At 56.4% G+C, this 13658-nt stretch carries 12 protein-coding genes; 3 read left to right on the top strand and 9 right to left on the bottom strand.

Translation table 11 applies throughout. From position 1 onward, the window contains the following. Positions 1-103: 103 nt before the first annotated feature. The gene (gene hemL, locus Poly24_RS08990; RefSeq protein ID WP_145093572.1) at positions 104-1429 is read left to right on the top strand and encodes a glutamate-1-semialdehyde 2,1-aminomutase; all 1326 of its coding nucleotides are present in this window, start codon (positions 104-106) and stop codon (positions 1427-1429) included. Here the strand turns inward: hemL and Poly24_RS08985 are convergent. The 5 genes from Poly24_RS08985 to Poly24_RS08965 all read right to left on the bottom strand — a co-directional run bounded on the left by Poly24_RS08985 (position 1426) and on the right by Poly24_RS08965 (position 6382). After that, the gene (locus tag Poly24_RS08985; RefSeq protein WP_145093569.1) at positions 1426-2172 is read right to left on the bottom strand and encodes a class I SAM-dependent methyltransferase; all 747 of its coding nucleotides are present in this window, start codon (positions 2170-2172) and stop codon (positions 1426-1428) included. The genes hemL and Poly24_RS08985 overlap by 4 nt on opposite strands. Before the next feature lie 63 nt (positions 2173-2235). Further along, positions 2236-2643, bottom strand: coding sequence for a Minf_1886 family protein (locus Poly24_RS08980; RefSeq protein WP_145093566.1), 408 nt, complete (start codon positions 2641-2643; stop codon positions 2236-2238). Next, positions 2640-3581: a PSP1 domain-containing protein gene (locus Poly24_RS08975; RefSeq protein ID WP_197452439.1), complete on the bottom strand. Its 942-nt coding sequence runs from the start codon at positions 3579-3581 to the stop codon at positions 2640-2642. Before Poly24_RS08975 ends, Poly24_RS08980 begins: the two co-directional genes overlap by 4 nt. Before the next feature lie 64 nt (positions 3582-3645). Further along, positions 3646-5091: a WD40 repeat domain-containing protein gene (locus tag Poly24_RS26970; protein ID WP_197452438.1), complete on the bottom strand. Its 1446-nt coding sequence runs from the start codon at positions 5089-5091 to the stop codon at positions 3646-3648. A gap of 202 nt (positions 5092-5293) precedes the next feature. Beyond that, on the bottom strand, positions 5294-6382 hold the full coding sequence (locus Poly24_RS08965; protein WP_145093563.1) for a prenyltransferase/squalene oxidase repeat-containing protein: 1089 nt from the start codon (positions 6380-6382) through the stop codon (positions 5294-5296). Between the two features lie 199 nt (positions 6383-6581). Here Poly24_RS08965 and Poly24_RS08960 point away from each other — a divergent pair, with 199 nt between their 5' ends. Beyond that, on the top strand, positions 6582-6983 hold the full coding sequence (locus Poly24_RS08960; protein WP_145093560.1) for a hypothetical protein: 402 nt from the start codon (positions 6582-6584) through the stop codon (positions 6981-6983). An 89-nt stretch (positions 6984-7072) separates the two neighbouring features. On the opposite strand, the gene Poly24_RS08955 is transcribed toward Poly24_RS08960, so the two are convergent. From Poly24_RS08955 to Poly24_RS08945, 3 genes are all read right to left on the bottom strand, one after another. Continuing rightward, positions 7073-7765, bottom strand: a complete 693-nt coding sequence (locus tag Poly24_RS08955) for a HEAT repeat domain-containing protein (RefSeq protein ID WP_145093557.1) — start codon at positions 7763-7765, stop codon at positions 7073-7075. A gap of 82 nt (positions 7766-7847) precedes the next feature. Beyond that, positions 7848-9041 carry a DUF481 domain-containing protein gene (locus Poly24_RS08950; RefSeq protein ID WP_197452437.1) on the bottom strand — a complete coding sequence of 398 codons (1194 nt, stop codon included), beginning with the start codon at positions 9039-9041 and terminating at the stop codon, positions 7848-7850. Between the two features lie 282 nt (positions 9042-9323). After that, positions 9324-10613 (bottom strand): Nramp family divalent metal transporter, encoded by a 1290-nt coding sequence (locus tag Poly24_RS08945; RefSeq protein WP_145093550.1) that lies wholly within the window; start codon positions 10611-10613, stop codon positions 9324-9326. A 413-nt stretch (positions 10614-11026) separates the two neighbouring features. Between Poly24_RS08945 and Poly24_RS08940 the strand changes: the two genes are divergently transcribed. Then, positions 11027-11782, top strand: coding sequence for a carboxylesterase family protein (locus tag Poly24_RS08940; RefSeq protein ID WP_145093547.1), 756 nt, complete (start codon positions 11027-11029; stop codon positions 11780-11782). A gap of 55 nt (positions 11783-11837) precedes the next feature. Here the strand turns inward: Poly24_RS08940 and Poly24_RS08935 are convergent, their stop codons facing one another. Next, a complete protein-coding gene (locus Poly24_RS08935; RefSeq protein ID WP_145093544.1) occupies positions 11838-13652 on the bottom strand; it encodes a hybrid sensor histidine kinase/response regulator in 1815 nt (604 codons plus the stop codon). Between the last annotated feature and the right edge of the window lie 6 nt (positions 13653-13658).

Below are 13658 nucleotides of genomic sequence, written 5' to 3'. Positions count from 1 at the left end.
ATCGATCTTGAATTCGTTTAAGATGGAGCCTCGACAAGCGTCCGGCTTGTCCCGTTTTCTTCGGCGTGAATTCCAGCCACCGAGCCTCCCTCACAGCAAAACCATGTCAGAACCTCAAGCAAAAGCCGTCACCGCCGTAGGCCCGAACAGTGTAGCCGCCTTTGAGCGCGCGTGTCAGTTGATGCCCGGCGGTGTCAACAGTCCGGCCCGCGCATTTGGGGCAGTCGGCGGATCGCCTTTGTTCATCGAATCCGCCAACGGCCCCTACCTGTACGATATCGATGGCCGTCGCTATCTGGACTACATCGGCTCCTGGGGACCAATGATTCTGGGGCATCAGAATCCCGCTGTCGTGGCGGCGGTTCAAGCGGCGGTTTTGCGAGGCACCAGTTACGGCGCGCCGACCGAAGCGGAATCGGAACTGGCCGAAAGAATCATCGAAGCGGTTCCAAGCATCGATAAAGTTCGCTTGGTCAATTCGGGAACGGAAGCGACGATGAGTGCGATCCGCGTTGCTCGGGGTTACACCGGTCGCGAGAAGATCGTGAAGTTCGCAGGCAATTACCATGGCCACGTCGACAGCCTGTTGGTCTCTGCCGGAAGCGCCGCGGCGACTCTGGGCGTTCCCGATTCGCCGGGAGTCACCAAGGGTGCTGGTGGCGATACGATCGTCTTGCCGCACAACGATTTGGCCGCCGTGGAAGCGGCCTTTGCCGCCCATCCCGGGCAGATCGCCGCCGTGATTTTGGAACCGGTCGTCGGCAACATGGGATGCGTGCCGCCGAACGATGGTTTTCTGCAAGGCCTTCGCGACCTGACCGCTCGTGACGGGGTCGTGTTGATTTTTGATGAAGTCATGACAGGGTTTCGTGTCGCGTTTGGCGGCGCACAAGAACGCTATGGCGTAACGCCTGACATGACAACGTTGGGAAAGATCGTCGGTGGCGGGATGCCGTTGGGCGCTTATGGCGGCCGCCGCGAGATCATGGATCAAGTTTTGCCCGCAGGAAAAGTGTTCCAGGCCGGCACCCTCAGCGGTAACCCGGTTGCCGTGGCTGCAGGTAACGCCACGCTGAAGCGTTTGAAGGATCAGCCGCCGTATGCCTACTTGGAACAAATCGGGACGCGTTTGGCAAACGGATTCCGCGACGCAGCCACCGTTGTCGGGTTACCGCATCAAGTGCAGCAGGTTGGCAGCATGTTGACGTTGTTCTTCAACGATGCCCCGGTCACCAATTGGGAACAATCCGACCGCAATGACCGGCAGCGCTACGCAGCATTTTTCTGGGGACTGATCACCCGCGGGGTCTATCCGCCGTGCAGTCAATTCGAAGCGATGTTCCTTTCGGAAACGCACACCGAAGCCATGATCGATGAAACGATCGCGGCGGCCAAAGAAGTGTTAGCAGAGATCGCCGCAACCGCTTAGCGATTCGGATCGACGCGATTCGCCTTGGTCCATCGCGTCGCTTCGATTTCTGGTAACGAAGAATCGCTGCGGGCGAAGAACATCAAATGCTGCCATGGCAAGTCGTTGAACTCGCGGACCAACTTGAGGTCGTTGGCGGCATACTCACGCAGGATTTGCGTTTTGGACATTTTGTGCAAGCGTTTGATTGGTACCGTTGGATCTTCCATGCGGTATTCCAGCAATGCGATTAGTCCGGTATCGGTCAATGCATTGCGAATCGAACGTAGCATCGGTTCGGGATGCGAAAACTCGTGATAGACATCGACCAGCAAAACCAGGTCGACCTCACCTTTGGGAAGATTGGGATCGTCGATATCGCCCAGGATCGGGACCACATTGCCGTGCCCCTCTTGTTCAGCTCGAGCCCGAAGGAGTGTTAGCATCTCGGGCTGGATGTCGACCGCAAGCACCTTGCCCGTGGGGCCAATTTGTTGGGCCAATTTGAGCGTGTAGTATCCGTTGCCGCAGCCCAGATCACACGCCGTGATGCCTTCGCGCAACTGCAATTGCTGCATCACCAGATCGGTGTTTTCTTCCTTGTTGCGATCTTGACGGATCAACCACGGCGCCCCGTGATATGACATCGTTTGCGCGATGACGCGACCTAGGTACTGGGTCGCCTGGTCGGACGGTTGCTGCCCGGGTGCCACCGCAGCGGTGAACATCAGCGATGCGAGGAGGAGCCCACGGACGTTGGCCATAACGTTCACCTGCAAGCGTTGCGGTTGATTGGAAATCGATGTCCCGGCGCTCCGAAATGTCGGTTACACGCGCGCTTTAGACAGCGATTCAAATTCGGGTTGAAAAGCCGTCTCAAACGCAAAGACATCGTCGAAATCTTCTCGCCGGTCGGAATCACTTTTCCGCATCTGTTCGATGCGAATCAAGTTGTAAACAATTTCGCCCAGGTCGCTGGTCGTGAAGATGCCCCAATCGTTGAGCACCAACTTGGCCAGGAAGCCGTATTGTTCGAGGGCGTAACGTCGGCAGGCTTCACACAATTGTTGCCCTGTCAGATGCCGGCTCTCTTCATCACTAAAAGCCGGATCGTCGCTGACTCGCAAAACATCGTGGGCGTACGACAGCGACTCGCGAACAAATTGATACGCTTCAAATTTGAAGCGTTGGTCATGTTCCAGTAAATCGGCAAAGGCGCGTATTCCAGTGTTCATAGATTCTCTTCTCCCCCCGCATCGGAAGGCGTATCAAGCTTTTTGGACTTCTGCTTCTTCTTGCTCTTAGACGTCGTTCGATTGTCGTTTGTCGCGTTCTTCTTGACAACCGACAGCACATCGGAAAGGTCGATCAATACTCGGCGATTGTCCTCGGTCTGCACCAACAATTGTTGGGCTAAAATCTCTTGGAAGATCACCGTCGCTTTTCCGTCGCGGGTGAGCACCTGGGCTCCCGGCGGCGGCAACTCACGCTGCAGTTCTTCGTAGGTATCAAATTCGTATCGCAGGCAACACTTCAGTCGCCCGCAGCGTCCCGAAATTTTTGAAGGATCGAGCGTCGCTTTCTGCAACTTGGCCATCCGCATCGAAACCGGAGGCATTGCCGAAAGGTGGGTATTACAGCAAACCGGTTTGCCACAGTCACCGTAATCCGCCAGCAATTTGGCTTCGTCGCGGACTCCGATCTGTCGCATTTCGACGCGCGTCTGAAACTCCGCCGCAAGGTCGCGCACCAGTTGCCGAAAGTCGACTCGTTTGTCGGCCAAATAATAGACAACGACCCGCTCACCGCCAAAAAGATGTTCGATGTCGACAAGTTTCATATCCAGCCGGAGTCGCTGGATATGGCGTTTGCAAGCGTCGAACTCTTGGCGGCTTTGATCGGAAATGTGGCTAAGATCGTTGACATCGTCACCGCTGACCGAACGCAATATCTGACCGCCGGGGGGATCGGCCATATGCGACAGCGTGTGCTCTGTCGCTTCGACCAACACTTCGCCGGTCTCCATGCCGCGGTCGGTCCGCACGATCACTTTTTCGCCGTAATGGAAGCTTGATTTCGAAGTCGCCACGTGCAAGGTGCGCAACGAACCGCATCGCACCACGTATTTCATGGGAGACGACTTGGTTTCGTCGGTAGGGGGCGCAGTGGACATGGAATGTGAACTCAAGCAAGCGTTGTCAGATCATCGATGAACAGCCGGCCAGCAAACGCTGGCTCTACTTTTTAAGCTCCGCGATATCGGGGGCGACATAGCCCGATTTCCAGGAAGGAACGAAGCTAGCGACCATATGCTTGCGCGTCGCAGCCAGCAATTTGCCATCCGCGAAGACGACCGACCAGATCCCGCTGGGGACTTTGCCGATCATGTCGAAGTTGTTTCCATCGCTTGTATACATCGTACCATCCATCGATCCAATCGCTATCTGGGTTGTTCCCGGATTGCGGTCGATCGCTGTGATCCAATCGGAAGCCTGTCCTAATAATGTCGGTTCGCCAGCACCGTCGACATCCAACCGTCGTAACTGTCGGTCGGTGCCGCCAGCGAAGATTTGTTTGTTGTCCGCAGAGAAGCGGACTGCCCAAATCGGAGCTTCACCACACGCTACTTTTTTCACGGATTCCAGTCCTGCAAACTTCAAGACATGGACGGAGCCGGCACCATCACCCGCTGCCAAAAGTTGGCCATCATCCGAAAAGGCGACCGCATAAATCTGCTGGCCATCCAGTTCGACACTTTGGGTGACTTCCCCTTTTGCGATGTCATAAACGAAGACCTTCCCCGCTTCATTGGCCGCTACGAGAACGTTGCCGTCGGGTGCAAACGCCAACGCGCGGGTCCATCGTTCGAAGACCGCTTCTTTCATCGTCCGCTGCTGGCCTTCAAAATGATAAACGGCGAGGTTGCCCTTGTAATCTGTGCTAGCAACCGCTGAACCGTCGGGTGAGACCGCCACCGCCCAGACACTCGTCGGGTGCGAATAGAGCGTTTCACTGGCCGAAGGATTTGCACTGGCGACACTGACAACACTCGACTCACGCAACAACAGTCCATCGGCGACACCGGCACAAACTCGCCCCGAATGCGCCGACAACGAAGTTACCCAGCGATGCGGCCAAGAGGTGACCGCATCGGAATTGTCGTCCGCCGGTTTCGCATCCGCCGGTTTCGCATCAGCCGGTTTCGCATCAGCCGGTTTCGCATCAGCCGGTTTCGCATCAGCCGGTTTCGCATCAGCCGGTTTCGCATCAGCCGGTTTCGCATCAGCCGGTTTCGCATCAGCCGGTTTTGCATCAGCCGGTTTTGCATCAGCCGGTTTCGCATCAGCCGGTTTCGCATCAGCCGGTTTCGCATCCGCTGGTTTCGCGTCAGCCGGTTTTGCGTCAGCTGGTTTTGCGTCAGCTGGTTTTGCGTCAGCTGGTTTTGCGTCAGCTGGTTTCGCGTCAGCTGGTTTCGCATCCGCCGGTTTCGCATCCGCCGGTTTCGCATCAGCCGGTTTCGCATCCGCCGGTTTGGTGTCGGCAACGGGAGTGGCCGGGACGTCGGCGGCTTTTTCGGATACTGCGGGTTTCGGTTCTTCATCCACCGCCATCAGCGGCGTTACAACGACGAACAAAACGAAAAGCGAGAAGCTAGCGCATCGGACGCCACGGACAGATTTCATGGGTGGGGAAAACACAGGCAGGGAACCTCCAAAGTTGTCAATCAAGTTTCGCATCGATCCGACATGAGGGAGCCAGTACAGGACGCGACCAACAAAATATCGCGTCGGCGCACTGGCGGAAGAGGATGGATCAAGGATGGTGGGCGGGATTTCTTAGTTTTTGCATTTCGGGAATAGCAGCTTCAGTGATTCGCAAAACGATCTATTTGCAGTAGCTGAGCGCCATCAAGGCATACGCGGTGACCAGATTACGATCGCCTTCGAGCCAGCGGTTGTTCTCGCGGTTCACCCAGGCACCATCTTCCAGCTGCAACGAGACAAGCGTGGCGGCCAATTCCGAGCGCCAGTCATGTTCCATTCCCGATGCATCGGTGACAGTCTTCAATTCGGTGGCATCGAGCGCTTTGGCAAAGGTGTGGTAATAATAGTAGAGTCCCGCGTCTCCCATGCCTGGATTCTGCTTCAGCGAATAGGTTTTGCTGATAAAGTCCATCGCCGCTTTGACGCGTTGATCGTCTTTTTCGAGACCAGCAAAGATCATGCTTTTCAGCCCCGCGTAGGTCATCGATCCATAGCTGCGAAGGCCACCGTCGGGCGTTTGCCCTGCTTGGCTCTGGCCCCCGGCGGCGGATGTGTAATAGAAGCCGCCATCGCCTACTTTCGCAGCATGCGGCGTATCGTTGTGCTCGGATTCCAGGTTTTGGCAGCGAGAAACGAATTTCAGCGCCTTTTGGATCGCAGGATCCTCTTCGCCAGCTCCCAAGCTACGCAGCGCGTCCATGAAGAACGTGGTGTTCGAGAGATCCGGGCGAGCATGTTTTCCGTACCCCGAACCACCGTAGGCTGGATCGGACGATTCGATCCCTTCCCCTTCATCCCACTGGATTCCGCGCAGGAAGGCCTCAGCCCTCTTCAAGCGTTCGTCGTATCGATGATCGCGATTGGCCAACGTTAGCGCCTGGATGGCGATGCTGGTTTCATAGTTACGATACAGCGAATCGTTGACATAGATTCCGCCGTCCTGTTGGAAGTGCTGTTCCAGATACTTCAGCGACTTTTGGACCGAAGGCGATGACAACGCTGCCGGTTGATTCTGCAAAATCGCTGCGACGCACAAACTCGTCACTCCCGTTCCCGCTTGTGGACTGTAGGCACCATTGTCGGTCGCCGCGCTACGGGTCAGGAATTCGATCCCCCGCGCAACCGCTGCATCCCGATCCTGTTGCCGATCAGCCGCCAGGCTCGGGAGCGTTAAGACGGCAGCAAAACAGCATAACAACGATCGTAGCATGAGTATTTCCTGGCATTCGGGTTTGTCGGGAGCTCGGTTCAATCAACTCTGGCGATTGTCCGATGCTTCATTCTAGCAGCAATTTCTGTGAAAGTTAATCAATCGACCACAGATCGGAGGTTTGCCGGACCTCCCGCGCCCTCCTGGCGGGCAGCCAATCCCTGTGTCAATCCAACGCAAAACGGGGGCCGAGAAGACGATGTGCACTCAACCCGAACCGCAGCCGCTGGGGCAATCCCATCGCATCGACACCGCCCATCCCGAATTCCGCCTATCGCGACGGCCCATTGTGGCGGTGCCCGAAACCGTCGGTGGTGAAGACGACGCGCCGGTGCCTCATCCCTTAGAAGCTTTGCTGCCCAATCACCTGCGAGAATTGATCGACAAGCTGCAGGACTGGGGGACGACGCTCGATCGCCGCGAAGCGGAGCTCAACGCACGGATGGCAATGTTTGAGCACCGCCAAAGGACCAATCGGATGCGTGAACAATCCAAGACGGTTGCGATCAACGAATTGGAGCGGTCGGTGGAACGGCATCATCAGGCAATGCACGATGACCTCAGGCGAATGGCCGTGGGAAACATCCAAGTGCCGCGTTGAAGCGGCGAGCGATCGCGATCGTAATCGGCCGTGAGGTCGCCGAGCGATGGTCCCGATCGGCGGATGGTGAGACAGTCTGAATGCTGCCGTTAGAAAAGGTCGCGCATCTGACGCGTCAGACTCTTCTTTTCCTCATCGACTTCTTTGCCATCCAGATAGGCAACCCAGACTTGCGGATCTTCTCCCAGATTTTTGCCGGTGCATTCTCCCAACGATTCAACCGAAGCAACTCGGACTGCGGGGTTTCGCGATCGCAAGCTTGCCTTCAACGCCTGAGCCGCTTCGGGCGAGCGATGTTTGCCCACCGCCGCAATGGCTGCCATCTGAACGTCTTCGTTCGATTCGCTGCCGATGGTTTCGCCTAACAACTGGGTTGAACGGGCTTCGTCGCGTGTCGCCAAGACATCGCAGACGGCCATCCGAACCTTGATGCTTTCGTCGGACAATTGCTTTTCGCACAGATCGATCACGCGCTGGCTACGGCAGCCTTCCAATGCGCGAATCGCAAGGGTGCGCATCTCTGGATTCTTGTCGTTCTCCAGAAGCGCTTCGACATGCTTCAGCCAATACTCTTGGTCCGCGTCCGACAGGCTCGGCATCGACGTCACCAGACGCTGCAATTCCTCACGGCGCTGCACATCGGTGGGGCCGAGTTTTTGATCTTCGGCCCATTGCGATCGATAAACGGGGTTGATCGTTTTTAAGGCAAACAGCGGCCCATCGTGGCAACCCGCTAGCAAAGCGCAGGTTGTCAGAATTGCCAAAGGGGTCAATCTGTGCATTCATTAGCTCCTGAATTTCACCGCGTGTACCATATCTGCCGGCCGCGTATCCAGGTCAATCGGAATCGGCTTACCACTAGCATTAGAACTTGTACAGCAGAGTTGCGGTGTAATCGATATCTTGTGGTTCAAGGCCCAAAGGAGTGCTGTCATATCGGTTGGTCGCTGCCAATTTCAGACTGAAGTTTTCCGCGTCATCCAAGAGAATTTCCCATCCAGCATCGGTCACGACGCGGTAGTCGGAAAAATCTGCGAAGGCAGGAAAGTAATCGGCTTTGACATAGATCTTATTTCGTTTGTTGACCTGTTGTTTTAGATCCAGGCCAAACAGCATTTCCGGTTTCCAATCGGGATCGACCGATCCGATCTCCTGCGACGCACCAGCACCGACCCGGGTGACAAAAGTGACGTCGTCGGATTTTGCCAGGAAGTACGAGAGACCCGCGTTGACGTTCACCCGCGCATCAAACGCCTTGAACTCGTCGTATTCCAGGCCACTCTTGAGGAACGTCGAAAAGTCGGAACTGGCGATCGCGCGATCCAAGTCGAAATTCGCTCGGGCGTTGTTCTGCGTGTCCACGCCGCCGCTGCTGGTTTTGCGGTAGTTCAAATTCACGCCCAGATTGTAGAGATCGCTTTTGCGGGCCAAATTGGCACCGGCGGCGTAGCTGAGCGAGTTGGTATTTCCCTCGGACCCGTTCAAACCAAATTCAACGCTGCTATCCCAGCCATCGCGAGGAATCCAGACCCACGGATAGTGATACCAGCTGTATTCCTTCTCCATCGCGTCCATCTGGTCGGGTAGCGGTGTCAACATCGACATGTCCGTGGCAGAACTTGTTGTGTCGGGGTCGGGAACCGGCAGCGATTCTTGGCTTGCTCCCGAACCCACCACGCCACCGTCTTGATAGCTTGCCGGATCACTCATCGGTACCGGCGGCACGTAATTCTGAGCTGGTGCGGTCAGGTACTGATTCTGGGCGTACGTCGCGTTTTCGTTGGCCGTTTGGTAATACGACGATTGAACCTGCGGGTCGTACGACGGATTGACGGTCGCTGGCATCGAGTATGAACCGCCCGCAGGAGCGGTTTGCTCGAGCGAAGGATACGAAACACTTTGCCCACCGACGGGGGGAAGATAGGTTGGCGTGCTGCTGCCGTACGCTCCCGGTTGGTAACCGGTTCCCGGCAACGACTGGATCGATGTTTGCGCGAATGAACGGCTGAACCCGGTCGTCAGCAGAATCAGCGCGATGAGAATAATTCGAATTAGCATGGGAGAAGACATCTCTCTGAACTCCGGAAGATTTGTTCACCTGTGATCTATGTTCGGAGGCTATAACAAACCGAGTTAACCGGAACAAAGAGCATTCTCGGAAACAGCCGGAAATTCTTTAAATAACCCCCAATCCGCGTCAGCGCAACGGGCCAAGATTCACCGCCGCAGGGATCCTGCAGGCGGGCGGTGGATACGAACCTGTACACGCTCGTTCGATCTGCGGCGATCCCCGATGGCATGCAAGCAAATGCCTAGCCAGGGCGATTCCAGAAGCACAAGCTATTGATCTTCTGCATCCGCCGTGGCAGCTGCCGGAGCATAGCTCTCCAGCTTTTTGGGGAGATCCGAGAAGGCAGTCTTGCCGGCCATTGCAAGCAATAGCCCCAAGCCGATGAGGCCAAAAACGATCGTAACGGGTCGATTCACGTGGTCGCCCATCACATCGCGCGAACTGGTCAACCACAGCAAAACACCCGCGATCAACGGGGCAGCGACCACGGTCACCGCTTGCGCGGCAATGATCGTCGGGGTGCGATCAAAATCGAAGATTAGCACTGCCACCCCCACCGCCATGCCCAACAGCAACGACGCCGCTGTCAGCAGCCGAGGCACAAGATCGGTAGGCCGGCTGCCGAGGTTCAGTCCGTCGGCCGCCATAAAACCGCCGATCATGGCGTTCACCAAAAACGAGGAATAGGCCGCGGAGAAGAGCCCAAAGCAGAAGATGACTTTGGCGGCCGGCCCAAACGTCGCCTCCAGTGCGACCGCGACATCGACAGGACTGTTCAGGGTGATGTCTTCGCGTCCTGACAACCCTGCCGCAGCGGTCGACATCAACATCACGGTGATCAGAAACATGATGATCGATCCAATTCGGGCGTCGACCATCCCGCTCTTCACTTCATCGATCCCCCAGCCTTTCTGCCTGACGAGATAGGCTTGGTAGAAAGCGGCGGCGCTGATGAAAGTGGTACCGATCAAGCCTAAGACGGGCAACAGATCCCCCGACTTGCCAAGCGAAGGTGTGACCAAGCCCTTGCCCATTGCAACCAGATCGGGCCGCAGACTGATCAGATTGATTGCAAACGAGATCAGCATCAGGCCCACGAACGCCATCATCACGCGTTCCAGCATTTTGTACATGTCTTTGAAGACAAACAGAAACGCGATCGCCAGTAGATTGAAGACGACCACCATCACGGCCACTAGTTCTTTGGAATCGATGAACGCTTCGAACGTCGCCGCAACACCAATGTTGTTTCCCGATTGAAACGCCGTGGCGATGAAGAACACGCTGAGGCCAACCAGAACCGACAACCAGCGTCCCGCTTTGGCGGCGATCAAATCGCACGGTGCAGCCGATCCGACAGCCCCCAATTTTGCCCCAAGCGTCATGTACAGCATCATGAAGGCAACCGATACCACCACGACCCACAACATTCCATATTGCTCGGACGCGCCAACCTTCGAACTGGTCACCAAACTGCCCGGTCCAATGACAACGCAGGCGGTGATCAATCCGGGGCCAATGCGACGGTACCAAGGCAGATTTGAGGGCGGATTGTTCATCGGCAGCTCTTTTCGAATGGAGGTGGGAATAGAAGGGTGGGATTAGGGCGGGGGCTTCAGTGTGAGCGAAACCCGATTCCTCTGCAACGGTCGGATTTATCCGCAGCTAGGTTTCGGGGCAATTCTTCGCGTTCCCCTCCTCTGTTGACGTTGCGAGGCCGGACAGATCGCCGACCGAGAGGGTGGTTGCAATCCCCGTCGATCGCAAGGCAATGGCCGATGATCAGCCGACACGCCTGTTGCGACGGCGCCGACGAACGTTCGCCGGACAAGATTGACGTCACCCACCGGGGCAACGAAAATGCAACCAATCGAATTTGCCAACGTCCCTGGCGACGTAAAGACACGACCAAGGAACCCCCATGCCACATCTCGCTTTTTTCCTTCTTCTCCTGCTCACTTGCACTCCTATCATGGCGGATGAACCCTTCGAAATTCGTAGCATTCCGCGCTCCGCGGGGGATGACAAACAACAACCGCTTGCGTATCGCTTGGTTTCACCGGCAAAGATCGAACCCGGCACGAAGTATCCGCTGGTGCTGTTCTTGCACGGCGCAGGGGAGCGTGGCGAGGACAATGCCCGGCAATTAAAGTACTTCCCCGAACAGATGGCGAAGGACGCCCAACGCGAAAAATATCCCTGCTTTGTGCTTGCCGCCCAGTGTCCAGCCGGAAAGCAATGGGTGAACGTTCCCTGGGGCGACCGCGTTTCGTCGCGGTTGCCGGCTGAGCCGTCGGAGCCGATGCAGGGGGTGATTTCCATGTTGCGGCAGACACTCGACGAACAACCGGTCGACCGATCACGCGTTTATCTGACGGGGCTCTCGATGGGCCGATACGGATCATGGGACCTGGCGTCGCGTTATCCCGAATGGTTCGCCGCGGCGATCATCGTTTGCGGTGGTGGCGACGAACAACAGGCCGCGCGGCTGACAGGGCTTCCGATTCGGGTATTCCACGGGGGCGCCGATACCGTCGTTCCGACCGAGCGTTCGCGTTCGATGGTCCAAGCCATTCAGGACGCGGGGGGCTCCCAGATCGAATATTTCGAATTGCCAGGCGTCGGACACAACAGCTGGACGCACGCCTATTCCGACGCGGCGGGTGCCATCGATTGGATGTTCACTCAAGTTCGCCAACCGATCTCAAATCAGCCTGCAGGAAATTGATCCGCGTGGCAGCCGACCGCGTTGGACAAGCAACCCGCGTCGTGCGAGGCGGAACTCACGAAACGCCAGCACCCGCAACGAGTGCCTCGGAGATGACGGATTCATGGGAATTCGCCATCGCGGAGGTGGGCAGGTCGACAACAAATGTCGTGCCGACACCTTCCTCGACATCAAACGAGAGCTTGCCGGCATGCCGTTGGACGACCACGGTATGCGCGATCGCAAGTCCTTGACCGGTTCCCTTGCCCACTTCCTTGGTGGTGAAAAACGGATCAAACACACGTCCTCGAATACTTTCCGGGATGCCCCCTCCGTTGTCGGAAATCTCGACTTTGACAAATCCTTGATGCTGCGACGATCGGATGTGGATATTGCCAAGTCCGTTGCTGCCCCCTGCGGTGACGTCGGAAATCGCATGGGCCGCGTTGACGATCAAATTAAGGAAGACCTGATTCAATTCGCCAGGATAGCCCAGCACCGGTTCGATACTGGGATCGAGATCCGTCTCGATTTTTGCGACGTATTTCCATTCGTTAGTCGAAACGGCTATCGTGGTTTCCAACGCCCGATTGATATCGACCGCCGAGGCTTCTTCACCTCCGGGATGCGACAATTCCTTCATCGCACGGATGATTCGGGAAACGTGTTCGACACCGTCGATCGAATCGGCAAGGGCTTGAGGGATTTGCGTGTAGAGTTTTTTTAAGCTCAACGTGTTTGCTTGCTCCCGCAACTCGGCGACGAGATTGCAGTCGACACTTGAATGGTCCGCTTGCTCCAACAGATCACACGACGACTGCAAATATCCGATCAATTTGTCGAACTTGCTATTCAGATAGGCCAGGTTGTCTCCCAAATACTGCATCGGCGTGTTGATCTCGTGCGCAACCCCAGCCGCCAACTGGCCCACCGATTCGAGCCGTTGCGCGTTTTGCAACTGCTGTTCCAAGACACGATGTTCGGTCACATCGGTGCCGAGAATCAATGTGCCATATCGAATCCCCGCCTCCACGACCGGATAGCTGGAAAACGAAATCACGCGCAGCACGCCGTGAGGATCGGGAAAGCTGGTTTCAAGCTGCATCGACGTCTCGTGATTTTGATTGTGAAGCAAATGGTCCACCAAACCGGGTGTCTCCCATTGGATCGGTAGCGCTTCGAGCGGTGTTCCCATCGCGTCCTCCGCGCGAATTCCAAAAATCGCGACCGCGTTTTCATTCCAACGCTGAACGATTCCGTGAACGTCGGTCCCCACCATCATCGAATCAATCGCCGCCAACAATTGTTCCGATTCCTTTCGCGCTTCGCGCAGATGGCGTGTCCGTTCGGTTACGGTGCGTTCCAACGATTCGCGTTTCGTCGACGCGGCATCGATCAGTCGCCGTTTTTCGATCAGCGCCACAACGATCTGTAGGACTTCGGCATTGTCGAACGGCTTTTTTAAGATCAGCAAACGATCCGAAAGTCCCAGCCGTTTGGAGATATCCGACCAGGTGTTATCGGAATAGGCACTGCAAATGACAACCTGCAAATTGGGATCGGCCTTCCACAGATTTTCGATCGTCGTCAATCCGTCCCAACCGGGCGGCATCCGCATATCGCAAAACGCCAAGGTGTAGGGACGTCCCGCGGCGTGGGCGTCGCGCACCTTGCGATAGCCTTCTTCGCCTTGATGGGCGGAATCCAGTTGCACGTCGAGCTTGTCGGAGACCTGCGGTGTCGGCTCTTCCTCGCCAAAAAAAGCGGAGGCGGCATCCAACAGGTCGCGTTTGTCACCTGCGGAGATGAGAATTTTGTGAAAGTCGTCGTGGATCGCGGGGTTGTCGTCGATGACAAGGATTCGTGGTTTGGATTGGACGCTGGTGTTCATGGGAAT

It is taken from the genome of Rosistilla carotiformis (assembly GCF_007753095.1).
In the GTDB taxonomy this organism is placed as follows: Bacteria; Planctomycetota; Planctomycetia; order Pirellulales; family Pirellulaceae; genus Rosistilla; species Rosistilla carotiformis.
This window is presented reverse-complemented; position numbering and strand designations above follow the sequence as displayed.